The organism is Aureimonas sp. AU22 (genome assembly GCF_001463745.1).
Classification (GTDB): Bacteria; Pseudomonadota; Alphaproteobacteria; order Rhizobiales; family Rhizobiaceae; genus Aureimonas.
Map to the genome: position 1 here is coordinate 44261 of NZ_BBWJ01000048.1, position 22625 is coordinate 66885.

The following is a 22625-nucleotide window of genomic DNA, read 5'->3' on the forward strand; positions in this document are numbered from 1 at the left end:
CCCGCGCCGTCAGTGCTCGACGCGCGACAGGAAGCTGCGCAGCCGATCGGTCTGGGGCTGGCGCAGGACCTCGTTCGGCACGCCCGTCTCGACGACGACCCCGCCTTCCATGAAGATCACCTTGGAGGCGACGTTGCGAGCGAAGCCCATCTCGTGCGTCACCACGATCATCGTCGTGCCGTCTTGCGCGAGCCCCTGCATGACCTCGAGGACCTCGCCCACGAGTTCGGGGTCGAGCGCCGACGTCGGCTCGTCGAACAGCATGACCTGCGGATCGAGCGCGAGCGCCCGCGCGATCGCCACGCGCTGCGCCTGCCCGCCGGAGATCTGCGAGGGATAGAGATCCGCCTTGTCGGTCAGCCCGACACGCTGGAGCAGCCGATTGGCGGTCTCGTGCGCCTCGGCCTTCGACTTCAGTCCGTTGAGATAGGGACCGGAGGCGACGTTCTGCAGCACCGTCATGTGCGGAAAGAGATTGAAGTTCTGGAAGACCATGCCGGTCTTAGACCGGAACTCGGCCTTCCGGCGCTCGGGAAGCTTCGTCGTCGGCGTGAAGGCGAGGCGGTTGCCCGCGATCTCGATTTCGCCTGCCGAGGGCTGTTCCAAAAGGTTGAGGCAGCGAAGAAGGGTCGACTTGCCGCAGCCGGACGGACCGATGAGGACGGCGACCTGCCCCTGCTGGATCTCGATGTCGATGCCCTGAAGGACTTCGCGCTCGCCGAACGACTTGCGGAGCTGATGGGTGCTGATCACGCCGGCCTCAGTGCTTGAGTTCGAAACGGTTCGCCAGAAGCGTCACCGGTGTCAGGATCACGAGGTACAGGAGCGCCGCGAACGTATAGACCTCGAGCGGGCGGAACGTGGACATCGTGAGCGCGCCGGCCGCGTACATGATGTCGGGCATCGCGACGACCGAAAGAAGCGACGTGTTCTTGAGCTGCAGGATCGCCTGGCTGACGATCGGCGGGATCATTCGCCGCGTCGCCTGCGGCAGGATGATGTGGCGCATCTTCGTCGCATAGGAGAAGCCGAGAACGGTGGAGGCCTCCCATTGCCCCTTCTCGATCGAGATCACGCCGGCGCGGAAGATCTCGGCCGCGAAGGCCGCCATGTAGAGGGTGAGACCGAGGCCCGCCGCGAACCAGTCGGGCATGGTGAAGCCGGTCATCATCGGCAGGGCGTAGAAGAACCAGACGATCTGGACGAGGAGCGGCGTGCAGCGGAAGACGTGGATGTAGATCCGCACGATCATCGCCAGAACGGGGATCCGGGAGACGAGGACGAGACCCAGAACCACGCCGAGCGCCAACCCGACCACCGACGTCACCGCGGCGTATGCGATGGTCACGCCCATCGCCTGCAGCCAGAGCTGCGGATCCAGAACCACCGACCAGTCGAACTCGTACATGGGGCCTCCGTCGCGGGCCGGCCGGCGATGCGGCGGCTGCCATGGCTCACGCGAGGGCGGAACCAACCGTTTGCCGAAGTCTAAGCAAAGCCTCGCCAGAAAATCCAGCTTACGATCACGACTTCCGGCAAATACGCCAACTTTTTCGCTGTTTTATCGTAATGCGATGAAATATCATTATCTGAGGCGTTTTTTCGTACTGCGCCTCACCATTTACGATTGTTGCGTGCTCACTCATGTGGAACGATGCCTGTCATTGCAGCGTCATCTGCATCTGCCCAATCGCCCATCAGCCATCGGAGACACGCCATGACCATCAAGTGGGGAATTGCAGCCACCGCCATCGGCATCCTCGCGGCCACGCCTGCCTGGAGCGAAGCGCTCTGGGACAAGATCGAACGCACCGGCGAGGTCGTCTGCGGCGGCGTCCATGCCTACAAGCCGACGTCCTTCTATACGGGCAGCGAGCTGGTCTACGAAGGCTACGGTCCCAATGTCTGCCGCCAGATGGTCAAGGACCTCTCGGAGAAGATGGGCAAGCCGCTGACCGTGAAGTGGCACGAGACCACGTGGCAGACCGTCGTCCTCGACCTCCAGGCCGGACGCATCGACATCTTCCCCGGCATGACGGCGACGGAAGAGCGCAAGAAGGCGCTCGACATGGCCGGCCCCCTCTACCGCATGACCGATTGCGTGCTCGCCGGCAAGAAGGCCGAGACCCGTCCGACCTGGGCGGACTACAACAAGCCGGACGCCTCCTTCGCGATGGTGACGGGCACCGCGCAGACGCAGTTCATCAAGGACGAGCTGCCGGAAGCCAAGGTGATGACGCTGAAGGAAATGAACGAGGCCATCATGGCCATGCAGTCGGGCCGCGCCGATTACGTCGTGCAGGAACTGCCGATCTGCCTGCAGACCTACGCGACGACGCCGCAGGTGTTCTCCGGCTACACGGTTCCGACCCCCGAACACGGCATCCCGGCCGCGGCGGGCCTGCGCAAGGACGGCGACGGGCGCCTGCGCGACTTCCTCCAGGCCTGGGGCGAAGCCAAGCGCGCGGACCAGTCCATCGCGCCGCTTCTGATCGACGGCTTCAAGGCGGCGGGAATGGACACCGATTCCATTCCCAAGGGTATCACGTTCTAAGCCGAAGCAGTTTCAGAACCTGAAGGGGCGCCGGGGAAACCCGGCGCCCCTTTCGCATGGGGCCTTCAGCCCTTGCGATCGAAGAACTTGGCCATTTCGGCCTGGGTCTCGCCGATCTCGAAGGCACGGCGGTGGATCTGCCGGGCGAGTTCGAAGGTCTCGTCGAACCCGGCCTGCGTCGCGGCCGCGATCCGCTGCTTGTTGAAGGCATAGGCGCGCTTCGGCTTGGCGGCGAGGAACCGTGCCAGTTCCAGCGCGCGCGGCATCACCGCCTCGCGCTCCACGATCTCGTTGATGAGACCGAGGCGGTGGCACTCCTCCGCATCGAGAATCCGCCCCGTCTGCACGAGGTCGATCGCGCGTGCGAGGCCGAGCATCTCCCGCAGGATCCAGAAGCCAGTGGCGCTGGCGATGCCGCTGTTGATCTCGGGCTGCCCCATGCGGGACTGCGCGTGCCCGATGCGGAAGTCGGCGAGAAGCGAGACCTGGAAGGCCGAGCCCGCCGCGATCCCGTTCAGCGCGACCACGAACGGCTTCTCGAAGCGGCGGATCGCGTTGTAGAGGGTGCGCCACTCCTCGATCCAGAGCTCGGCGCGGTCGGCGTCGAAGGTCTTGCCCTCGTTGAGGTCCTGCCCCGCGCAGAAGGCCCGGTCGCCGGCGCCGGTCAGGATCACCGCCTCGACCTCCGGCGCCTTCGACGCCTTGAGGATCGCGGCGACGAGCGTGTCGCGCATCGGCTTGTCCCAGGCGTTCAGCTTCTCAGGCTTGTTGAGGGTGATCACACGCACGGAATCGTCCATCCGTTCCAGGATGGCGTCGGTCTGTTCGCTCATGAGGGTGGTTTCCTTAAGCGCGGGTCCAGTCACCCGCCGGTGTCGCATCGAGCTTGTGCTTCATGATCCGCTGACTGGGCGTACGCTCGAAGGCGGGGATGAAGGCGATATGCCGGGGAAGCTGATGGGGCGCGAGGCGGCCGCGCACCCAGTCGAAGAGGTCCGGCGCCGTCAGTGCAGCGCCCGGGGCGCGCTCGACGAAGAGCTTGATGTCGGCCTCGCCGATCTCGGCCTTCACCGGGATCACCGCGCAGGCCGCCACGCCCTGATGCTGGGCGACGATGTGCTCGACCTCCCAGGCCGAGACGTTCTCGCCGCGCACGCGAATGGTTTCCTTCAGGCGGCCGTGGAACCGGACCCGGCCCGCCTCGTCCATCTCGCCGAGATCGCCGGTGTGCAGGCGCCCCTCGCGCAGGGTCTCGCGCGTCGCCTCTGCCGAATTGAGGTAGCCCGCAAACAGCGCGGCCGCGCCCTGCCCGATGGGCTCGACCACGATCTCGCCGCGCACGCCCGGCAGGCATCGCTCCCCCTCGGACGTGCGGATGCTGACATCGAACCAGGGCATCGCCCGGCCGACGAACCCCGGCATGTCCTCGTCGTTGATGGTGGTCAGGCTGGACGCCTCGGTCATCCCGTAGCATTCGACCATGCGCGTGCCGAAGCGCTGGGCGAAGGCGGTCCAGACCTCCGGCGTGCATCCCCCGCCCCAGGCGACCGCCACCTTGTGGTCTCGATCGCGCGGGCTCTCGGGCTGCTTCAGGAGCATCTGCAGGATTCCGCCGAGATGGTGGATTCGGGTCGCCCCGCAGGCGCGCACCTCGTCCCAGAACCGGGACGCGGAAAAGCGGGAGGTCAGCGCCAGCGTCACGTCGCGGATCAGCGGAAGGATGATGAGCTGGGCGCCGCCAATGTGGTTGAACGGCTCCCAGACATAGAGCACCTCGCCCGGATCGGCCTTCGCGGCCAGCGCGGCGGCCTCGGCCGCAAAGCGCATCATCGCGTGCGTGACCGGCACGGACTTCGGCCGTCCCGTGGTGCCGGACGTGAAGCTGATCATCAGGATGTCGCTTGCGCGAACGTCGACCTCGGGCAGGTCCGCGTCGGAGGCGAGAGCCGCCGCAAGGCCGCCGTCCGCCTCGCGCAGGATCAGCGGAAGGGCCTCGCCGGCAGCGCGGACCGTTGCCGCCAGCGCCGCCTCGGCGATCACCATGCCGACGCCGCTCTCGCTGAAGATGTATTCGAGATGCGAGGGAAGGAGCCGGGTTCCCACCGGCACCCAGATCGCGCCGAGCCGCGCGATCGCGAGGATCAGGCACAGATGATCGGAATGGGTGTCGAGCATCACGGCGACGCGGTCGCCCTGCCGAACCCCCTGTCCGGCCAGTCCGCGGGCCAGCGCCTCGGACCGTGCCACGATGGACGCCACGGGATGCGCCACGAGTTCGCCGGACTGGAACTCGGTCGCATAGATACGCCGGGGATCCGCGTGCGCCCTCTGCGTCAGAAGATGCAGGAAGCCCTGTCCTTGCCAATCCATCTCGATCCAGCCGTATTATCTCTATGCAATAAAAGTTATTGCATAATGCCGATGAAATCCGATAATGAGATCAGTATTGGATATTTTCGATCGTGAGAAGAGGCATTATGGCGGAGGAACGCGACGACCCCCTGATGGTGCGCGCGGTGGAGAAGGCGTTTCGCGTCCTCACCACGTTCGATGCCTCGCATCCGCGCCAGACCCTCACACAGATCGCGGAAAGGACGGGCCTCGACCGGTCGGCGGCGCAGCGCTTCATCCATACGCTGACGCAACTGGGCTACCTCCGGAAGGACACGCGTTCGAAGGCCTACGAGCTGACGCCCAAGGCGCTGAGCCTCGCCTATCAATACTCCCGGTCCAGCCCCCTCGTGCTGCGCACGCACCCCTACCTGTCGCACCTCAACCGGACGACGGAAGAGGCGATCTCGCTGACGGTTCTGGACGACAGCGACATCATCTACCTCTCACGCTACCTGTCGCCCAACGTCCTCGATACCGATGTCAACGTCGGCAGCCGTCTGCCCGCCTACTGCACGGCGGGAGGGTTGGCGCTGCTGTCGGCGCTTCCCGACGAACAGGTCGACGCGCTCCTGTCCAGGTCCCAGCTGCGCGCCTTCACTTCCAAGACGATCTACGACCTCGACGGCATCTGGCGGCAGATCAGAACGGTTCGCGAGCGCGGCTTCGCGCTGGTGCAGGAGCAGATCTACTCCGGCGACATCTCGATCGCCTGCCCCATCGTCTCGCCCGATCGGCAGATGCTCGCCGCGGTCAGTCTCGGCGCCTCGAAATTCCGCTACGACGAGGAGACCCTGGTCCAGCGCTTCGTGCCGACCCTGATCGCCGCGGCACGGTCCATCTCGCAGGTGATCCCGGGCTAGCAAGCTGCCGGAGCCGGCACGGGCCCTCGCCCTACCACCAGAGGTTCTATCCGGCCACCGATCGAATGCGGGAGCCCGGCTTCACCAGTGGTTAAGCAAGGATTCCTTCGTTTTTTAAGTATCTGAAACTGCACGTTGTTTTTCAACGTCTCTCCCCTGCATCGTACGTTCGCGACCATGCGACAAGGGAGAGAGAACATGAACAGGTATCGGACTTGTCTTGCTGTCACGCTCTTCGGTTGTGCAGCAATTATGGGTGGCGTTTCCAGCGCACATGCGCAGTCCGAAAGGAGCGCGGGTGGCGGGTTCGGGGGTGAGCGCGGATCGGGCGCAGGCCTCGGGGCCGGCCTCGGAGCGTCGCTGGACGGCGGAGGCGGCCTTGGCCTCGGCGTTGGCGCCTCGCTCGGCGGGAGCCGCGGCCTTGGCGTCGGCGTCGGAGCCTCGCTCGGCGGATCGAAGGGACTTGGAGCGGGCCTCGGCGCGTCGATTGGGGGCAACCGGAACACGGGCGTCGGCGCAGGCGCATCGCTGGGTGGCGGACAGGGCGCGAACGTCGGCGCCGGCGCATCGATCGGCGGGCGAAACGGGATCGGCGCAGGGGTGGGCGCGAACGTCGACGGCGGCATCAAGGCCGGTGGCGGCGCGTCCATCGGCGGCACCTCCGGGATCGGCGCGGGTGTCGGCGCATCGCTGGGCGGCACGCGCGGCGTCAACGCGGGTCTCGGCGCTTCCGTCGGGGGCACGCGGGGCGTGGGTGCGGGAGCCGGCGTCTCCGTCGGTGGCGGCGGCGGTCTCAACGCCGGTGTCGGCGTGTCGGTCGGCGGCAACGTTCCCGGTCGGCCGGGGGGCGGCGACACCGTCGCCAGCCGCCCGGACGCCAACGGCCCGAACACGATCGGTCGACCCTCCCGGCCGGACGGCATCGGCCAGTCCGGCCCGGTGATGACGGCGCCCCCCACGGTCCTGCGGCCGCCCGGCAGCGCCATTCCGGAGACCGGCAACATGAACCGCCGCGCGCTCTCCGCGGTGCGCGGGTTCAACGACATGAGTTCCAGCGACCGGCGACGGCTCCAGAAGCAGTGCCGCTCGATCCTGAACGACCCGAACGGCAACGAATGGGATCTCGTGCAGCTCTGCAAGCTGCTTCGCTCTTAGGGCGAACGGCGGATGTTGCGGGCTCGAACCCGCCGCATCCGCCCCGTTCCGGCACCGAGACCCCTCATTCGCGAGTTCAGCTCTCCTATGGAGAATGCAGATGCCGTTCCTTTCCGCATCCACCCCCGCCCCCCGCCCCTTCCCGGACCGCGCGTTCCGACTGAAGCAGGGCCGGATTTATCAGCTCCTCCAGCAGCGTTCCTTCCGCGCCGCCTATCAGCCGCTGTTCCGTCTCGACGACAACCGGATCCAGGGCGTGGAATCGCTGACGCGTGTCCAGCTCCGCCCCTACCGGTCCCCCGACGTCTGGTTTCGGGAAGCCTACGAGGTCGGCCTCGGGCTGGAGATGGAACTCGAGACCCTTGCGGTCGCCCTCGGCGGATTGAAGCTCTTCCCGCCGCATCTCTTTCTGGCGGTGAACGTCTCGGCGGAGATCCTGGTCGACCGTCGCCTCGGCTCACTCCTCGAGAGCGTCGATGCCAGTCGGCTGGTCTTGGAGCTGACCGAACACACGCCCGTCGACGACTACCGTCCGCTCACGTCCGCGCTGTGCCCGCTGCGCGAGCGAGGCGCTCGCATGGCGATCGACGACGTCGGCGCCGGATACGCGAACATGCAGCACATCCTCAACCTGAGGCCCGACTTCATCAAGATCGACGCCAGCCTGACGAGAAACATCCACCTCTGCTCGAGCCGGGCGGCCCTGGTGGCCGGGCTCGTCCAGTTCGCCCGAACGTTCGGCACGCAGATCGTCGCGGAAGGGATCGAGGTCGCCCCGCAGCTGGAGACCTTGCGCGGTCTCGGCATCGACTTCGGGCAGGGCTACCTGATGGGACGCCCGCTATTGATCCGGGAGACCCAGTCCTGAACTTGCCGCGCAAAGGGTCGGATATCCCCTCCCCGCAGCCACCGGCGCGTTCCGGGCGGGACTCCGCCCTCAGGCGACAGGGGTCCGCTGGGGCCAAAGGCTCGCCCAGAGCGGCGCCAGGACCTTGCCCACGACCGGGATGAGGGCGAAGCCGACGAGAAGGCCGACGAGGCCCGATCCGAGCGCGGTCACCAGCCATTCCACGACGGAGGCAACCGAGGGAACGGCGTCGGCCGCCCGCACCGCCGCCTCGTGAATCCAGTGCTCCGGACCGTCGAGACCATAGCCCGCGAGGCTATGGACGATGATCCCGCCGCCGACCCACACCATGGCGGCGGTCCCGACGATCGCCAGGGCCTTGAGGAAGCCCGGCATGCCCCGGACGAGCCCGCGGCCGAACGCGGCGAGAGCGCCGGTGCCCCGCTTGGCGAGCGCAAGCCCTGCATCGTCCGCCTTAACGATCAGCGCGACGGCGCCGTAGACGGCCGCCGTGATGCCGACAGCGACCAGTGCCATGATCACGGCCTGCATCCAGATCGACGCGGCGCCGAGGCTCGCCAGGGTGATGGCCATGATCTCCGCCGACAGGATGAAGTCGGTACGGATCGCGCCGGCGACGCGCTCGTTCTCGAGCGCCACGGGATCCCCGCCCCCCGCATCGACCTTGGCTTCGTGCGCGTGCGCCTCGTGCGGCACGATCATCTCGAAGACCTTTTCCGCGCCCTCGTAGGCGAGGTACACGCCGCCCACCAGAAGTAGCGGCGTGATCGCCCACGGTGCGAAGGCTTGCAAGAGGAGCGCCACGGGCAGCAGGATCACGAGTTTGTTGAAGAGGGAGCCGCGCGCGATGCGCCACACGATCGGGATCTCCCGGTCGGGCGTGAAGCCGACGACGTAGCGAGGCGTCACCGCCGCGTCGTCGATCACGACGCCGGCAGCCTTCGTGCCCGCCTTGGCCGTCAGCGCGGCGACATCGTCGAGCGAGGCAGCCGCCACCTTGGTCAGGGCGACGACGTCGTCGAGAAGGGCGAGAAGGCCAAGGCTCATGTTCGCTCGCTCCGATTGCGGTGTCCGGCAGGCATATGGAGCGACATCGTGCGCGATGAAGCCGGAACGGATCGCTCCGGGCAGTCTTAGCCGTAGCGCCGATCGCGCTCCTGGTGGAGATGCAGGTAGAGGGGATCGAACTCGCAGAACCTTGCCAGCGCATCCCAGTCCAGAACCTGGATGCTGCCGCGCTCCATGCGGATCAGATTGCGCGCGCGAAGCGTCTGCGCCGCGCGATTGACGCTCACCGTGGTCAGGCCCACAGCCTCGCCGATCAGCTCCTGCGACATGGAGAACCGGAAGCCCTCGGGAGTGGTGAGACCCACCGCTTCATGGCGCAGGTGCATCTCGCAGATGAAGTGCGCAAGACGCGCATCGGCCTCCAGCTGCGCATTCCGGAAGATCGCCGCGCGGTAGAGCGCCGCGTCCACGAGTGTCTCACGCCAGAACGCCGCCGTCAGGGAGGGCGATTGATCGCACACCCGGCGCAGATCCCCATGGTCGACGAAGGCAATGCGGCACGGGCTCACCGTTTCCAGCACATGGTCCATACGTCCGAGATGCAGGCTCTGCAGATCGGGCATGTCGCCCGGAATGTGGGCGGAGAGGATCTGGCGCTGGCCGCCGGACGTGTAGCGGGATCGCACCACGATGCCGCTGACGATGATGCAAGATTCAGACGTCCGGTCACCTTCCTGGACGAACTGCAAACGGGCCGGCCGATCCTCCAGACGCCACGAGAGCTGAGCCAGAAGGGCCTGATCCGCGCCCGGCATCCGCTTGGCAGCCGACAGACGCCGCAGAAGCGGTTCATGTGCTTCGTTGAAGGATGGAAGCATCTTGCCCTTATCCGATGTGGCTCACACGTCGCACGAAGCGCCCCGGTTTGCACGCGACTTCGGGCTGATACTGGCTTTGGCGAAGTTTTTGTTCAGCTACCGACCGATCAACGTCGATGGGGACGGGTGATCACGAGGTCGGCCTTCCCGCTTGGAATGCCCTCAGCCGTCGCCGTCCAACTCGAACATATCGACGACTTCGCCTCGCGCCGTTGCGGGCAAAGGGGACAGCCTTCGATGAACATGCAGGGCGCGGCGCAAGAATGCCGGGGCCCTACATCGCCCGAGGTCCGCGTTCCTGAAACGGATGGTGATGCGATGCGCCAACCCGCCTAGCCCGCGGCTGGCCCTGTGCGCCGCAACCGTTCCGCAACTGCTGGCCGGTAAGATCCGGCCCGCCGTGCGACGCACGGGTTTCGGCAATCGGAGATCGCGTCGCATGGGCGAAGGTTTCGCCTGGTCAGTCCCCCTGATCATGATCGCTTTCGGGGTGCTGTTCCTGGCCGCGCGCCGGGCCGGCGCGGCGCCCGAGTCGCGGCTCTGGGGCATCGGCTTCCTTCTTTCCGCCCTCGCTTTCGCGGTCCCGGCCCTGGAAGGCGTCCTGCCGATCCAACTCGTCGCACTCTCGGCGGATACGCTCTTCGCCGTCTCGTTCTTCTGCTTCGCTCGGTCGATCGTCACGCGCTACCAGACGCCGGCCCTGCCGCGCGTTCGCGCGGCACTCCTCGTGATCGGCATCGCCGCGCCGGCCTATGCCGTGCTCGTGCTCGTGGATCTGCCGTCCGAACTCTTCGCGTCCGACATCACGTGCGCCCTGCAACTCGGCTTCGCCCTCGCGACCGTGCGACGATGGCCGAAGCGCTGGATCGACCGGGGGCTGCTCGCGATCTCGTGGGGGGTCGTGATCGAGAACCTGGGGCGCACCGCGAGCGTGCCGCTGACGGTAGCCGGCGCGCCGCCTTCAGCGTTCCTCGGCACCGAATACAGCCAGCTCATGTACATGAACGGTCTTCTGACCGGCCTCGGCTTCGCAGTCCTCGCTCTCCTGGCGGTGATGTCGGACGTCGTCGATGGCCATCGCAAGGACGCGCTCATCGATCCCCTCACCGGCCTCCTCAACCGGCGCGGACTGGAAGCCGTCGCGGCGCTCGCCCCCGCCCGTCGAAGCGACGGCGTCATCGTCTGCGACCTCGACCACTTCAAGCAGGTGAACGACACCTGGGGCCATCATGTCGGCGATCGAGTGCTCATCGCCTTCGCGGAACTGATGCGAGCCGCGGTGGAAACCGTCGGCGTCGCTTCGCGCACGGGCGGCGAGGAATTCGTCCTGTATCTCACCGCATCAACGCCACGGCGCACCCGCGCGGTCGCCGAAAATCTCCGGCTCGCCATGTCCCGCTTCGACTGGCCGTCGACGGGGATCGACGGCGCGCAGACCGCATCCTTCGGCGTGACGATCCGCGCGCCGGCCGAGCCGCTGGAAGACGCGCTGCGGCGCGCCGACCGCTCGGTCTACGAAGCCAAACGCAACGGACGGGATCGGATCGAGGACGATGCGGCAGATCGAACTGCCGCCTCGATCCACGCCTGACGCCCCGCGCCCTCAATACATCGGCATGCCGCCGGTGATCGGGATCACCGCGCCGGACATGTAGCTGCCTTCGCGTGATGCCAGGAGGACGTAGGCGCCCGCGAGTTCGCCGGGCTGGCCGGCACGGCCGAGCGGCGTGTTCTGGCCAAGCGTTTCCAGGGTTTCCGGGTCCTTCGCGATCGGCTGGATCGGCGTCCAGACGGGTCCCGGCGCCACCGCGTTGACGCGGATGCCCTTCGGGGCGAGGAGGTTCGACAGGCCGATCGTCAGGCTGGAGATCGCGCCCTTGGTCGCGGCGTAGACGATCATGTTTTCCGTCGCGACCTTGGCCTGAACGCTGGTGGTGATGACGATCGACGAGCCCGGCTTCATGTGCGGCATCGCCGCCTTGGCGAGGCGGATCATCGCGAAGACATTCGCCTGGAACGCGCCCTGCATGTCATCGTCGTCGATGTCCGACAGATCATCGTTGGTGGTCTGGGCCGCGGCGTTGTTGACGAGGATGTCGAGACCGCCGAGGTCCGAAACGGTGCGCTCGACCAGCGAGCGGCAGAGATCCCGGTCGCGGATGTCACCGGGCAGGAGCAGGCAGCGCCGGCCGGCCTTCTCGACCCAGGCCTTGGTCTCCTCCGCGTCCGCCTGCTCTTCGGCAAGATAGGAGATCGCGACGTCCGCTCCTTCCCTCGCATAGGCGATCGCCACCGCCTTTCCGATGCCGGAGTCGCCGCCCGTGATCAGCGCCACACGGCCTTCGAGAAGCCCTTTGCCGACATAGCTGTGCTCGCCATGGTCGGGTTTGGTGTGCATCCGGGTCTCGAAGCCGGGGTTCGGCTGGGACGGCTCGGAGGGGAAGCTCGTCGGCTGGCTGGTGCGGGGATCGTCGGTCATCGGGCGTGCTCCGGATCGGTGGATGCCGTGGGAACGATCAGTCCGCGCATATCGCTCCCGCAAGGCGGGATCTAATTCGGCGTCCCGCTAACCGCGGCGGGACGAGCGACGTGCGCGCAGGCGATCCAGGGCGTCCGCATTCTCGCGCCCCCACCCGTAGAGCATCTCAACGGGCTCCACGAAGCGGAGCCCAAGCTCGGTCAACCGATACTCGACGGCGGGCGGGATCGTGCCCTGGACATGCCGCGTGATGAGCCCGCTCTCCTCCATCTCGCGGAGCGTCTGCGTCAGCATCTTCTTCGAGATGCCGGGCAGGGAGCGCAGGAGCACGCCCGTGCGCGCCGCGCCGGCATGGCGGACATGAAGCGTATGCAGGATCATGCTCGTCCATTTCGTGCCGAAGAGTTCGAGCACGCGGCGCGGCGCGCAGTCCTCGCGCCAGTCCTCGTCGGACGTTCCCGGTCGCATGGGTGGATACCTCCTGGTGCCTATGTCCCCAAATGGTGCCGTCTGGACGGCGGATGCAAGGCTGCCTAGCTCGCGCTTCAACAAGCAAGGGATCACGGACATGGCACGAACGGCATTGGTAGTGGGCGCAAGCGGCATCGTCGGCAGCGCGACGGCGACGCTTCTCCGGGAGAACGGCTGGACGGTTCACGGGCTGGCGCGGCGCCCCGTCGACCAGCCCGGCGTGCTGCCTGTCGCAGCCGATCTTCAGGACGCAGCGGCGACGGCAGCCGCCCTGCGGGACATCCGGGCAGACGCGGTCTTCATCACGACATGGCTGCGCCAGGACACCGAGGCGGAGAACATCCGCGTCAACTCGGGCATGGTGCGCAACCTTCTCGATGGCCTTCGGCCGACCGGATCGGTGCGGCACGTCGCGCTCGTCACCGGTCTCAAGCACTATCTCGGCCCCTTCGAGGCCTATGGACAGGGCAAGCTCCCGCAGACCCCGTTCCGCGAAAGCCAAGGCCGGCTGGACGTCGCGAACTTCTACTACGCGCAGGAGGACGAGGTCTTCGCGGCCGCCGCGCGCGACGGCTTCTCGTGGAGCGTCCATCGCCCGCACACGGTGATCGGCAAGGCGGTCGGCAACGCGATGAACATGGGCACGACGCTCGCGGTCTATGCCACGCTGTGTCGCGAACTCGGTCGACCGTTCCGCTTCCCCGGCTCGGCCGCGCAGTGGAACGGCCTCACCGACATGACCGATGCCCGCCAGCTCGCGCGCCAGCTTCTGTGGGCCGCGACGACGCCCGAGGCGGCGAACGAGGACTTCAACATCGTCAACGGCGACGTCTTCCGCTGGAGCTGGATGTGGGGTCGGATCGCCGACTGGTTCGGCCTGGAGCCCGCCCCGTTCGACGGCACGGTGATCCCGCTCGAAGAGCAGATGCGGGACGACGCGGCGGTCTGGCAGCGGATCGCCGGGCGCGATGGACTGGCCGAACACGACCTTTCCCGCCTCGCCTCGCCCTGGCATACGGACGCCGACCTCGGCCGGCCCATCGAGGTGGTCACGGACATGAGCAAGAGCCGTCGCCTCGGCTTCACCGCCTACGAGGCGACGGACGACGCGTTCTTCGACCTCTTCGCGCGCCTGCGTGCCGACCGCCTGATCCCTTGAGGCGACCGGACGTGCGCCGGGACATCCCGGCGCACCGACGATCCCTATCGCGCGCCTTCGCGCCGTGGCGTCACCTCGGGCGCCGCCCGACCCAGACGCGATCGCCGCGTCCGGGGTTGCGTCTCGCGGCAAGGGGTCGGAAGGGCGGGCGGAGCCTCAGGACCCGTCCCGCTCTTTGCTTCGGTGGCCGCTGGACGCCTCTTGCGCCAGGAAGCCGGCGGCCATCGTGCGGAACGCTTCGACGGCCTTCGGCAGAACGGCGCGCGGGTCGTCGCTGGCGGCCACCCAGAGGGCCGCGTTGAGGGCCGCCCCGCTCAGGAGACGGGCCGCGGCCTCCACGTCGACGGGTTTCATGATGCCGTCGCCGACGAGGCCGGCGACCGCCTGCTTCGTCAGGTCGAGGCAGGCGTTCTGGCTCGGCCATGTCGAGGGATCGCCGAGAAAAGCCGGGCCGTCTAGAAGCACGATCCGCTGAATCTGCGGATCGAGTGCCATCTCGATATAGGCGGACCCTTCCGCCAGGAGCGCTTCCCACCCGCTCGGCGCCGCAGCGGCCGCCTCCCGGGCTCGCGCGGCCATCTCGCCGTCGACCTCGGCCACGACCGCCGCCAGCAGCCCCTTCTTGTCACCGAAGTTGTGATAGAGCGCCCCGCGCGTCAGGCCGGCGTCGGCGGTCAGCTCGTCCATGGAGGCGGCGGCAAAGCCCTTCTCGGCGAACGCGCGGCGCGCCGCGCGCACGAGCCTGGCGCGATTCTCCTGCATGGTTTCGGCGCGGCGGGTCGGGGGCATAACGGCTCTTTGATCGAACGCGACACGCATCGATTGACATACGCGTCGTATGTGAATAAATCATATACGCGTTGTATATCAAATCCGACGGCGTGCGCAAAGCCCCGGCCACGGTCCGGGCGGCCGCGCGGTTACACCCATCCCCCGAAAGGCTCGATCATGACGAAGCGCGACCCCGTATTCCCCACCGAACGCCAGGCCCTCTACGAGACGTACACCTATTCCGCCGCCGTCCGGTCCGGCGACCTCCTTTTCGTGTCCGGCCAGGTCGGCAGCCGTCCCGACGGCTCGCCGGAGCCGGACTTCCCGGCCCAGGTCCGTCTGGCGTTCGCCAACCTCGAGGCCGTTCTGCGGGCCGCCGGCTGCACCTTCGAGGACGTCGTGGACGTCACCACCTTCAACACCGACCCGGAGAATCAGTTCCCGACGGTCATGGACGTGAAGGCCGAGGCCTTTCCGCAGGCCCCCTATCCCACCTGGACGGCACTCGGCGTCAACTGGCTGGCCGGCTTCGACTTCGAGATCAAGGTGATCGCACGCATTCCCGCCGCCTGATCCCGCGCCGCCGGTGTCGCCGCGAATGGCTCTCAGAGAGACGGAGTAGCGATGCATAGTCTGATCGTCACCGCCCATCCGGATCCGGCATCCTACACGAACGCGGCGGTGGCCCGGCTCGTCGCCGGACTGGAAACGGCGCCGGGCCACACGCACGAGATCCTGGATCTCGCGGCCGAAGGGTTCGATCCGCGGTTCACCACGATCGACAACGACCACTTCCACGGCCGGATCGGCCAGGGTGAGGATGTCCTGGCGCACCAGCGACGCGTGGATCGGGCCGACACGCTGATACTCGTGTTCCCGGTCTACTGGTGGTCCATGCCGGCGGTCATGAAGGGGTGGATCGACCGCGTCTTCACGTCCGGCTGGGCCTTCGTCGATGATCCCGAGAAGGGAACGACCCGCCTCCTCGGCCGGCTGAGGGGACAGATCGTCGCGATCGGCGGTGCCCACCGCCACACCTATGAGCGCCGCGGCTATCTCTCCGCCCTCGACACGCAGATCGTCCAGGGCATCTTCGGCTTCTGCGGCATCCGTCCCGCCGGCCTCGACCTCCTTCTTCCGATGGATGCCGCCAGCGAGGCGGAGGGGCTGCAGCTTGCGTTCGATATCGGGCGTCGCCTGTCGAGCAACCCGGCCTGATCGACAGCTTCGGCCATCGGCCGCAGACCCCTCGGGTCGTCAGACGTTTCCCGGTCGGCGACGAGCCATCGCGCCGGCCGGGACACTTCGCCTCACGCGCCGGGAACGGCCCGGCAGCCGCCTGCTTCCGCTTTTATACCCATCGGTAATTTATTCCATTGACAGAGCGGGTCCGAGCCCCTAGCTCTTTCCGTACCGATCGGTAATCAACTGCGAAGCCCTCGGCCGAACGGCTTCCGGGCTTTCCCTTCGAACACGCAGGCAGGCCGCCGAGACCATCGTCCGGCGGGGGAGACGGTGTCAGGCGCCGCTCCCGAATCCCACAACTCAGCCCCTCCCGTCCCGCGCACTCTCCCGTCGCGGCAAGGAACGCTTGCGCCCAAATTCTGGAGACGTCCATGTCACGCACCCTTGTTTCCGCTTCCGCCCTCCTGATCCTGATGACCGGCCTCGCATCGGCCCGCGATCTCGTTCCCGGCTCCGACCTCGGTGTGCGGGAAGCGCAGAGCCTTGCCGACCGGTCGGTGATCGCCGGGCCCGCGGCCGGCGAGGCCCGCGTCGAGACGTCGTACGGCTACCAGGCCGACCGGACGGTTCGCTTCGAGTCCTTCCGGCCCTCCGACCGGTCCGGCGATGGGACCGCTCCCTCGACCGCCGCGCGCGGCCCGCTGCGGACGATCGTCCCCAACTCCGACAGCTTCTGACCCGACCGCGCGCCCGCACCGCCAAGCGCGGTCCTGCGGGCCCCGTCTTCCAGCCGTGATGAAGGAAGTCCCATGTCCAAACTCCATGTCGTCCTGAACTGGGTCGCCGCCATCATGGCCAGCACCGTCGCGGCGGCTTTCGCGTTCACCTTCCTCGGGCTCGGCGTGCTGTGGCACGAGCCGCGGCCGGCCGCCGGCGCCGAAACCGGCGAGGCGGCCGCGCCGGCCGCGATCCCCGCTTCCGTGGCGCGGGTCGAGCGGCGCGCCGTGGAACTGTGGACGCGGCAATCCGGTCGCCTCGAGGCGGTGGAACGCGTCGAGGTCCGCTCGCGCGTCGCCGGAGCGATCGAGACGATCCACTTCCAGGAAGGCGCCCTCGTCGAGAAGGGCGCGCTGCTGGTCACGATCGACCCCGAGCCCTACCGCGCGGCCGTCGAGCGCGCCCTGTCCGACCGCCAGGCGGCCGAAGCGCGCCTTGCCTTCGCGATCGGCGAACGCGATCGCGGCCGTCAGCTCCAGGGCAATCGCACGATCGCGAGTTCGGAAGTCGATCGCCGCGTCCAGGCCGCCGCCGAGACCGAGGCTCAGCTCGCCTCGGCCGACGCCGCCCTGCGCACCGCCCGGCTCGACCTCTCTTATACCGAGATCCGCGCGCCGGTCGCGGGGCGCATCGGGCGCTCGCTCGTGACCGCCGGCAACATCGTGTCGGCGGGAGCGGCCTCTCCGGTGCTCGCCCACATGGTCTCGATCGATCCGATCTACGCGACCTTCGACGCCGACGAGGCGGGCGTGCAGCGCCTTCTGCAGTCGGCTGGCGGCACGGCGGGCATCGAGCGCATTCCGGCCCGGCTGGATATCGCCGATGACCGGAGCGTCGAAGGCCGCGTTCGGTTCGTGGACCCGACAGTCGACGCCGCCAACGGCACCGTCGCCATCCGCGTCGCCTTTCCCAATACAGACGGCACGTTGATGCCCGGCCAGTTCGCGCGGATCCGCATCGGAACGCCCCAGACGGAGCCTGCCCTTCTCGTGTCCGAGCGGGCTGTCGGCACCGACCAGGACAAGCGCTACGTTCTCGTCGTCGACGACGCGGACACCGTGCAGTACCGCGAGGTGCGCCTCGGCGCGGCCGCCGGCGACATGCGCGTCGTCGAAAGCGGACTGTCCGTCAACGAGCGCGTGGTGGTGAACGGCCTGCAGCGCCTTCGCCCGGGCGCCAAGATCGCTCCCCAGATGGTCTCCATGGAGACCGGCCGCAGCCTCGAACGGCAGGCCAGCGCGGACCTCCCCTCCCTGCGCTGACCGCCCTCCCGGCGGAGCCTCCTCCCGCTCCGCCGGGTCCGGCGCAGTTCCCCCCTTTTCCTGAAAGCACCCTGCCGTGAACATCTCCCGGTTCTTCGTGGACCGTCCCGTATTTGCGGGCGTCCTGTCCGTCATGATCTTTCTGGGCGGCCTCCTGTCGATCTTCGCCCTGCCGATCTCGGAGTATCCGGAGGTCGTTCCCCCGTCCGTCGTGGTGCGCGCGGCCTATCCCGGCGCCAACCCGGCGGTGATCGCCGAAACGGTGGCGACCCCTCTGGAGGAACAGATCAACGGCGTCGAGGGCATGCTCTACATGTCGAGCCAGGCGACGACCGACGGCGCCTTGCAGCTGACCGTCACCTTCCGCATCGGCACCGACCCCGATCAGGCGCAGCAGCTCGTGCAGAACCGCGTCGCCCAGGCCGAGCCGCGTCTGCCCGAAGAGGTGCGCCGTCTCGGCGTCTCGGTAGTGAAGTCGTCGCCGGACCTCATGCTGGTCGTCCACCTCACCTCGCCGAACGGTCGCTACGATCTGACCTATCTGCGCAACTACGCGCTCCTCAACGTGCGCGACCGCCTGGCCCGCATCGACGGCATGGGGCAGGTCCAGCTCTTCGGCTCGGGCGACTACTCGATGCGCATCTGGCTGGACCCCGAGAAGACCGCGAGCCGCGGTCTCTCGGCCAACGACGTCGTCACCGCGATCCGCGAGCAGAACGTCCAGGCCGCAGCCGGCGTCATCGGCGCCTCGCCGAGCGTGGAAGGCGTCGAGTTCCAGCTGTCCGTCAACGCGCAGGGGCGCCTCAAGGACACGCAGGAGTTCGCCGACATCATCGTGCGCACCGATCCGGAGACCGGCGCGATCACGCGCATCCGCGACATCGGTCGCGTCGAGCTCGGCGCCTCCGAATATGCGCTGCGCTCCCTTCTTTCCAACGAACCGGCGGTCGCCATTCCCGTCTTCCAGGCGCCCGGCTCGAATGCGATCGCGATCGCGGACGAGGTGCGCAGCACCATGGCCGAGATCAAGCAGACCATGCCGGAGGGCGTCGACTACGAGATCGTCTACGACACGACGCAGTTCGTGCGCGCCTCGATCGAGGCGGTGGTCGATACGCTGCTCGAGGCCGTCGTGCTCGTGGTGCTGGTCGTCGTGGTCTTTCTCCAGACCTGGCGCGCCTCGATCATCCCGCTCCTCGCCGTGCCCGTCTCCATCGTCGGCACCTTCGCGGTGATGCATCTCCTCGGCTTCTCGATCAACGCGCTCTCGCTCTTCGGCCTGGTGCTCGCCATCGGCATCGTGGTCGACGACGCGATCGTGGTGGTGGAGAACGTCGAGCGCAACATCGAGAACGGGCTGTCCCCGCGCGAGGCCACCTATCAGGCGATGCGCGAAGTGTCGGGGCCGATCATCGCGATCGCGCTGGTGCTCGTCGCCGTCTTCGTGCCGCTCGCCTTCATCTCGGGCCTCACCGGCCAGTTCTACCGGCAGTTCGCGCTGACGCTGGCGATCTCCACGGTGATCTCGGCCTTCAACTCGCTCACCCTCTCGCCGGCGCTCGCCGCCCTCCTCCTGCGCGGCCACGACGCGCCCAAGGACCGGTTGACCCGCATTCTCGACGGCGCGCTCGGCTGGTTCTTCCGGGGCTTCAACCGTTTCTTCGGGGCCTCGTCGCGACGCTACGGCAACGGGCTCGGTCGGCTGGTGACGCGCAAGGGCATGATGCTCGTCCTCTATGTCGGGCTCGTCGGGCTCACCGTCGTCCTGTTCCGCAGCGTGCCCGGCGGCTTCGTGCCGGCGCAGGACAAGCAGTATCTTGTGGGCTTCGCGCAGCTGCCCGACGGGGCATCGCTCGATCGCACGGACGTGGTCGCCCGCCGCATGGGCGAGATCGCGCTGAAGGTTCCGGGCGTGGAATCGACGCTGGCCTTCCCGGGCCTCTCCATCAACGGCTTCACCAACTCCTCCAACGCCGCCGTCGTGTTCCTGACGCTCGCACCCTTCGAGGATCGCGAGACGCCGGAGCTTTCGGCCGGCGCCATCGCGCAGCGGCTGAACGGCGAGTTCTCCGGGATCGAGGAAGCCTTCACCGCGATCTTCCCACCGCCCCCGGTGCAGGGGCTCGGCACGATCGGCGGCTTCAAGCTGCAGATCGAGGACCGCGCTGGCCAGGGCTACCAGGCCCTCGACGAGGCGGTGAAGGGCTTCCTCGCCAAAGCCTATCAGGCACCCGAGCTGACCGGCATGTTCACCGGCTACGGAATCGACGTGCCCCAGCTCTTTGCCGACGTCGACCGCGCCCGGGCGCGGCAGCTGAACGTGCCCATCAGCGAGATCTTCAACACGCTGCAGATCTATCTCGGCTCGCTTTACGTCAACGACTTCAACGAGTTCGGCCGCACCTACTCCGTGCGCGTCCAGGCCGATGCGCCCTATCGAGCAAGAGCCGAGGACATCGGCAGCCTGAAGGTGCGCTCGACCACGGGGGAGATGATCCCGCTGTCCGCTCTCCTCAGCGTCGACACGGTGGCGGGGCCGGAACGCGCGCTGCGCTACAACGGGTTCCTCGCTGCCGACATCAACGGCAACGCCGCGCCCGGGTTCTCCTCGGGCCAGGCACAGGCCGCGGTGGAGCGCATCGCCGCCGAAACGCTGCCGCCGGGCTTCGCCTTCGAATGGACCGAACTGACCTATCAGGAGATCATCGCCGGCAATTCGGGCCTCGTCATCTTTCCGCTGGCGATCCTTCTCGTCTTCCTCGTGCTGGCCGCGCAGTACGAGAGCCTGACCCTGCCCATCGCGATCCTCCTAATCGTGCCGGCCGGTCTGTTCTCGGCGCTGGCCGGGATCTGGCTGACGGGGGGCGACAACAACATCTTCACCCAGATCGGCCTCATCGTGCTGGTCGGGCTGTCGGCGAAGAACGCGATCCTGATCGTCGAGTTCGCGCGGGAGCTGGAGTTGGAGGGGCGCTCCCCGCGCGAAGCGGCGATCGAGGCGGCGCGCCTGCGGCTGCGGCCGATCCTGATGACCTCGCTCGCCTTCATCATGGGCGTCCTGCCGCTCGTCCTGTCCACGGGCGCGGGTGCCGAGATGCGATCGGCGATGGGCGTCGCGGTGTTCGCGGGCATGATCGGGGTCACCGTGTTCGGCCTCTTCCTGACGCCAATCTTCTATGTCCTGGTGCGAGGGAGAGGGGCGAGGAAGACGCAGCCGGCACCCGCACCCGCGACGATCGCCCACGCGTCGTAGCAGAATTACGGCGGCCCGCGCTCAGGCAGGCCGCCGGTCAACTCGGCGAGACCCACGGCGATCCTTTCGAAATGCTGCGTGACCGTGCGCAGGAGCCGTTCGCCCGCCTCCGTGGTCGGCACGCTGCGCGTCGTGCGGTTGAGGAGCCTGAGACCCAACCGCGCCTCTATCCCGCGGAGCGTGTGGCTGAGGGCCGGCTACGAGATGCCCATATCCTTGGCCGCCTGCGTGAAGCTTCCGGCTCTTGAGATCGCGAGGAAGGCGAGCACGTCGCTGAGATTGTCTTGGGACATTCACGAGCCTCGTCGATGGCGGACGAGCGCTAACTAGCGGCCAGCCGTGGGACCGGACAGCCCTGAAACTCCGATCGCGCCTCGCGGCACCTCGCCCGACGGCGGCGGCCAGGACCGGCGGGAACATCGCCCGCACAACCTCGGTTGTATTACGCGCGACGAGGAGGTTCCGATGACCAAGGGTGTGATGAACGCGTGGGAGATCGAGGCGGGTCGGATGCGGCGCCGCGATCTGACGAAGGAGGAGACGGCCGCGATCGGGGAGGAGATGCTGAAGGGCACGCTCGTTCCCGACATGGATCCCCGTCGCCGAAAGAACGTGATCCGCACGGCGATCGACGGCGTGCGGCCGGGCAAGGCGGCGCGAGCCGGAAGGCACACGTCATGAACACCGCCAACCTCCAGCTCGAGGGACTTTATGCCGCCGTTGCGGCGTTGATGACGGCGCTGCGCCAGAGCGGAGCGGTCAGCGAAGGCGATCTCGACGCCGCTCTCGCCGAAGCCGAGGACGCGGTGACGGCGGACCGAAGCCGCGCCGACGACCTCAGCCCCGCGCATCTCGACGCCATCGCCTTTCCGCTTCGGTACCTGCGCCTCGCCAACAGGCTCGGCGCGGAGGGATCCTATCCCGGCTTCGCCGAACTGACTGCGCGGGTCGGCCGCGAAAAGCCGCAGCGAGCCCACCTCCAGGCTCTCGAGCGCGAGGACATCGAGGCTTCCGAGGACGCGGACGTTCGACGCCTCGAGGTGATCGATGGCCGGGACGTCAGTCCGTAGCGCATCGACGGGCGAGCGCCCGCAGGTCGCCCTCCCGCGACGGCCGGTGCACGCCGCGTCCCCTTCGCGATCGGTGCGGCGGACCGCCCCATTGATTGCGCCAGCCTGCGGCGGCATCTCGCCCGGAAGTGGATACGCGGACGGCGCATGTGGCGAGAAAGCATCGGGGTTGGGACGAGACGACGGACACGGCGGCGCCCGAGGCGGTCGCATGCTGGCTATGCAGCCGGCCGCTCGGTCGCCGGATCGAATGGCATCATCCGGTCCCCAAGAGCCGCGGCGGGCGCGATACCGTGCCCGTTCATCCGATCTGCCATCGGACCCTCCACGCATGCTTCACCAACACCGACCTCGAGCGACACGCGGAAGGCGGCGAGCCGTTGAGCACCAATCCGGAACTGGCCCGGTTCCTGAAGTGGATCGCCGGCAAGCCCCCCGACTTCCACGCGCCGACACGCAAGGTGCGCTGAACCGGAAGACG

Annotated in this window: 23 protein-coding genes and 1 pseudogene; 14 read left to right on the top strand and 10 right to left on the bottom strand. The window is 67.7% G+C overall.

Annotation, left to right across the window (positions count from 1 at the left end):
* Positions 1-9: 9 nt before the first annotated feature.
* Together AUL34_RS18205 and AUL34_RS18210 are read right to left on the bottom strand one after the other, a co-directional pair.
* Positions 10-753, bottom strand: a complete 744-nt coding sequence (locus AUL34_RS18205; protein ID WP_061936930.1) for an amino acid ABC transporter ATP-binding protein — start codon at positions 751-753, stop codon at positions 10-12.
* Positions 754-760: 7 nt separating this feature from the next.
* Complete coding sequence (locus AUL34_RS18210) at positions 761-1408, bottom strand: amino acid ABC transporter permease (protein ID WP_061936933.1); 648 nt, start codon at positions 1406-1408, stop codon at positions 761-763.
* 309 nt (positions 1409-1717) lie between these two features.
* Between AUL34_RS18210 and AUL34_RS18215 the strand changes: the two genes are divergently transcribed.
* Positions 1718-2554, top strand: a complete 837-nt coding sequence (locus tag AUL34_RS18215) for a transporter substrate-binding domain-containing protein (protein WP_061936935.1) — start codon at positions 1718-1720, stop codon at positions 2552-2554.
* Between the two features lie 65 nt (positions 2555-2619).
* Here AUL34_RS18215 and AUL34_RS18220 read toward each other — a convergent pair whose 3' ends face one another.
* Both AUL34_RS18220 and AUL34_RS18225 read right to left on the bottom strand, forming a co-directional pair.
* Complete coding sequence (locus AUL34_RS18220; protein ID WP_082653475.1) at positions 2620-3387, bottom strand: enoyl-CoA hydratase/isomerase family protein; 768 nt, start codon at positions 3385-3387, stop codon at positions 2620-2622.
* 13 nt (positions 3388-3400) lie between these two features.
* Positions 3401-4924 (bottom strand): AMP-binding protein, encoded by a 1524-nt coding sequence (locus tag AUL34_RS18225; RefSeq protein ID WP_061936939.1) that lies wholly within the window; start codon positions 4922-4924, stop codon positions 3401-3403.
* A 107-nt stretch (positions 4925-5031) separates the two neighbouring features.
* Here AUL34_RS18225 and AUL34_RS18230 point away from each other — a divergent pair, with 107 nt between their 5' ends.
* The 3 genes from AUL34_RS18230 (at position 5032) to AUL34_RS18240 (ending at position 7831) form a co-directional block, all read left to right on the top strand.
* On the top strand, positions 5032-5808 hold the full coding sequence (locus AUL34_RS18230; protein WP_061936942.1) for an IclR family transcriptional regulator: 777 nt from the start codon (positions 5032-5034) through the stop codon (positions 5806-5808).
* 252 nt (positions 5809-6060) lie between these two features.
* The gene (locus AUL34_RS18235) at positions 6061-6963 is read left to right on the top strand and encodes a hypothetical protein (protein WP_061936945.1); all 903 of its coding nucleotides are present in this window, start codon (positions 6061-6063) and stop codon (positions 6961-6963) included.
* Between the two features lie 100 nt (positions 6964-7063).
* On the top strand, positions 7064-7831 hold the full coding sequence (locus AUL34_RS18240) for an EAL domain-containing protein (protein ID WP_061936948.1): 768 nt from the start codon (positions 7064-7066) through the stop codon (positions 7829-7831).
* A 69-nt stretch (positions 7832-7900) separates the two neighbouring features.
* On the opposite strand, the gene AUL34_RS18245 is transcribed toward AUL34_RS18240, so the two are convergent.
* Together AUL34_RS18245 and AUL34_RS18250 are read right to left on the bottom strand one after the other, a co-directional pair.
* A complete protein-coding gene (locus AUL34_RS18245) occupies positions 7901-8878 on the bottom strand; it encodes a DUF808 domain-containing protein (RefSeq protein ID WP_061936951.1) in 978 nt (325 codons plus the stop codon).
* A gap of 86 nt (positions 8879-8964) precedes the next feature.
* Entirely contained in the window at positions 8965-9717 is a 753-nt protein-coding gene (locus AUL34_RS18250) for a Crp/Fnr family transcriptional regulator (RefSeq protein WP_061936954.1), read from the bottom strand.
* Positions 9718-10156: 439 nt separating this feature from the next.
* Between AUL34_RS18250 and AUL34_RS18255 the strand changes: the two genes are divergently transcribed.
* Positions 10157-11308: a GGDEF domain-containing protein gene (locus AUL34_RS18255; protein ID WP_061936957.1), complete on the top strand. Its 1152-nt coding sequence runs from the start codon at positions 10157-10159 to the stop codon at positions 11306-11308.
* A 12-nt stretch (positions 11309-11320) separates the two neighbouring features.
* Here AUL34_RS18255 and AUL34_RS18260 read toward each other — a convergent pair whose 3' ends face one another.
* Both AUL34_RS18260 and AUL34_RS18265 read right to left on the bottom strand, forming a co-directional pair.
* Positions 11321-12196, bottom strand: coding sequence for an SDR family oxidoreductase (locus tag AUL34_RS18260; RefSeq protein WP_061936960.1), 876 nt, complete (start codon positions 12194-12196; stop codon positions 11321-11323).
* 87 nt (positions 12197-12283) lie between these two features.
* A complete protein-coding gene (locus AUL34_RS18265) occupies positions 12284-12664 on the bottom strand; it encodes a helix-turn-helix domain-containing protein (protein ID WP_061936963.1) in 381 nt (126 codons plus the stop codon).
* Positions 12665-12764: 100 nt separating this feature from the next.
* On the opposite strand from AUL34_RS18265, the gene AUL34_RS18270 reads away from it, so the two are divergent.
* On the top strand, positions 12765-13826 hold the full coding sequence (locus tag AUL34_RS18270; RefSeq protein WP_061936966.1) for an SDR family oxidoreductase: 1062 nt from the start codon (positions 12765-12767) through the stop codon (positions 13824-13826).
* A gap of 156 nt (positions 13827-13982) precedes the next feature.
* Here AUL34_RS18270 and AUL34_RS18275 read toward each other — a convergent pair whose 3' ends face one another.
* Complete coding sequence (locus AUL34_RS18275) at positions 13983-14615, bottom strand: TetR/AcrR family transcriptional regulator (RefSeq protein ID WP_061936969.1); 633 nt, start codon at positions 14613-14615, stop codon at positions 13983-13985.
* 159 nt (positions 14616-14774) lie between these two features.
* On the opposite strand from AUL34_RS18275, the gene AUL34_RS18280 reads away from it, so the two are divergent.
* From AUL34_RS18280 to AUL34_RS18300, 5 genes are all read left to right on the top strand, one after another.
* Complete coding sequence (locus tag AUL34_RS18280) at positions 14775-15170, top strand: RidA family protein (protein ID WP_061936971.1); 396 nt, start codon at positions 14775-14777, stop codon at positions 15168-15170.
* A gap of 51 nt (positions 15171-15221) precedes the next feature.
* Positions 15222-15815, top strand: a complete 594-nt coding sequence (locus AUL34_RS18285) for an NAD(P)H-dependent oxidoreductase (RefSeq protein WP_061936974.1) — start codon at positions 15222-15224, stop codon at positions 15813-15815.
* 398 nt (positions 15816-16213) lie between these two features.
* Positions 16214-16519: a hypothetical protein gene (locus AUL34_RS18290; RefSeq protein WP_061936977.1), complete on the top strand. Its 306-nt coding sequence runs from the start codon at positions 16214-16216 to the stop codon at positions 16517-16519.
* Positions 16520-16591: 72 nt separating this feature from the next.
* Positions 16592-17821, top strand: coding sequence for an efflux RND transporter periplasmic adaptor subunit (locus AUL34_RS18295; RefSeq protein ID WP_061936980.1), 1230 nt, complete (start codon positions 16592-16594; stop codon positions 17819-17821).
* A 76-nt stretch (positions 17822-17897) separates the two neighbouring features.
* On the top strand, positions 17898-21074 hold the full coding sequence (locus AUL34_RS18300; protein WP_061936983.1) for an efflux RND transporter permease subunit: 3177 nt from the start codon (positions 17898-17900) through the stop codon (positions 21072-21074).
* Between the two features lie 38 nt (positions 21075-21112).
* Here the strand turns inward: AUL34_RS18300 and AUL34_RS22930 are convergent.
* A pseudogene (locus tag AUL34_RS22930) lies at positions 21113-21367 on the bottom strand (LysR family transcriptional regulator); the annotation flags it as partial.
* 172 nt (positions 21368-21539) lie between these two features.
* Here AUL34_RS22930 and AUL34_RS18305 point away from each other — a divergent pair.
* The 3 genes from AUL34_RS18305 to AUL34_RS18315 all read left to right on the top strand — a co-directional run bounded on the left by AUL34_RS18305 (position 21540) and on the right by AUL34_RS18315 (position 22614).
* Complete coding sequence (locus AUL34_RS18305; RefSeq protein WP_061936986.1) at positions 21540-21755, top strand: hypothetical protein; 216 nt, start codon at positions 21540-21542, stop codon at positions 21753-21755.
* Positions 21752-22144 (top strand): hypothetical protein, encoded by a 393-nt coding sequence (locus AUL34_RS18310; RefSeq protein WP_192845785.1) that lies wholly within the window; start codon positions 21752-21754, stop codon positions 22142-22144. The genes AUL34_RS18305 and AUL34_RS18310 overlap by 4 nt, the downstream gene beginning before the upstream one ends.
* Before the next feature lie 149 nt (positions 22145-22293).
* Entirely contained in the window at positions 22294-22614 is a 321-nt protein-coding gene (locus AUL34_RS18315; protein WP_244492637.1) for an HNH endonuclease, read from the top strand.
* Positions 22615-22625 lie beyond the last annotated feature (11 nt).

Excerpts from the sequence above, each read along its gene's own strand:
- AUL34_RS18260 (WP_061936960.1), bottom strand. The coding sequence starts at position 12,196 with ATGACCGACGATCCCCGCACCAGCCAGCCGACGAGCTTCCCCTCCGAG.
- AUL34_RS18230 (WP_061936942.1), top strand. The coding sequence starts at position 5,032 with ATGGCGGAGGAACGCGACGACCCCCTGATGGTGCGCGCGGTGGAGAAG.
- AUL34_RS18265 (WP_061936963.1), bottom strand. The coding sequence starts at position 12,664 with ATGCGACCGGGAACGTCCGACGAGGACTGGCGCGAGGACTGCGCGCCG.
- AUL34_RS18295 (WP_061936980.1), top strand. The coding sequence starts at position 16,592 with ATGTCCAAACTCCATGTCGTCCTGAACTGGGTCGCCGCCATCATGGCC.
- AUL34_RS18215 (WP_061936935.1), top strand. The coding sequence starts at position 1,718 with ATGACCATCAAGTGGGGAATTGCAGCCACCGCCATCGGCATCCTCGCG.
- AUL34_RS18275 (WP_061936969.1), bottom strand. The coding sequence starts at position 14,615 with ATGCCCCCGACCCGCCGCGCCGAAACCATGCAGGAGAATCGCGCCAGG.
- AUL34_RS18305 (WP_061936986.1), top strand. The coding sequence starts at position 21,540 with ATGACCAAGGGTGTGATGAACGCGTGGGAGATCGAGGCGGGTCGGATG.
- AUL34_RS18225 (WP_061936939.1), bottom strand. The coding sequence starts at position 4,924 with ATGGATTGGCAAGGACAGGGCTTCCTGCATCTTCTGACGCAGAGGGCG.
- AUL34_RS18290 (WP_061936977.1), top strand. The coding sequence starts at position 16,214 with ATGTCACGCACCCTTGTTTCCGCTTCCGCCCTCCTGATCCTGATGACC.
- AUL34_RS18280 (WP_061936971.1), top strand. The coding sequence starts at position 14,775 with ATGACGAAGCGCGACCCCGTATTCCCCACCGAACGCCAGGCCCTCTAC.
- AUL34_RS18210 (WP_061936933.1), bottom strand. The coding sequence starts at position 1,408 with ATGTACGAGTTCGACTGGTCGGTGGTTCTGGATCCGCAGCTCTGGCTG.
- AUL34_RS18255 (WP_061936957.1), top strand. The coding sequence starts at position 10,157 with ATGGGCGAAGGTTTCGCCTGGTCAGTCCCCCTGATCATGATCGCTTTC.
- AUL34_RS18220 (WP_082653475.1), bottom strand. The coding sequence starts at position 3,387 with ATGAGCGAACAGACCGACGCCATCCTGGAACGGATGGACGATTCCGTG.
- AUL34_RS18235 (WP_061936945.1), top strand. The coding sequence starts at position 6,061 with ATGGGTGGCGTTTCCAGCGCACATGCGCAGTCCGAAAGGAGCGCGGGT.
- AUL34_RS18245 (WP_061936951.1), bottom strand. The coding sequence starts at position 8,878 with ATGAGCCTTGGCCTTCTCGCCCTTCTCGACGACGTCGTCGCCCTGACC.
- AUL34_RS18285 (WP_061936974.1), top strand. The coding sequence starts at position 15,222 with ATGCATAGTCTGATCGTCACCGCCCATCCGGATCCGGCATCCTACACG.
- AUL34_RS18250 (WP_061936954.1), bottom strand. The coding sequence starts at position 9,717 with ATGCTTCCATCCTTCAACGAAGCACATGAACCGCTTCTGCGGCGTCTG.
- AUL34_RS18240 (WP_061936948.1), top strand. The coding sequence starts at position 7,064 with ATGCCGTTCCTTTCCGCATCCACCCCCGCCCCCCGCCCCTTCCCGGAC.
- AUL34_RS18310 (WP_192845785.1), top strand. The coding sequence starts at position 21,752 with ATGAACACCGCCAACCTCCAGCTCGAGGGACTTTATGCCGCCGTTGCG.
- AUL34_RS18270 (WP_061936966.1), top strand. The coding sequence starts at position 12,765 with ATGGCACGAACGGCATTGGTAGTGGGCGCAAGCGGCATCGTCGGCAGC.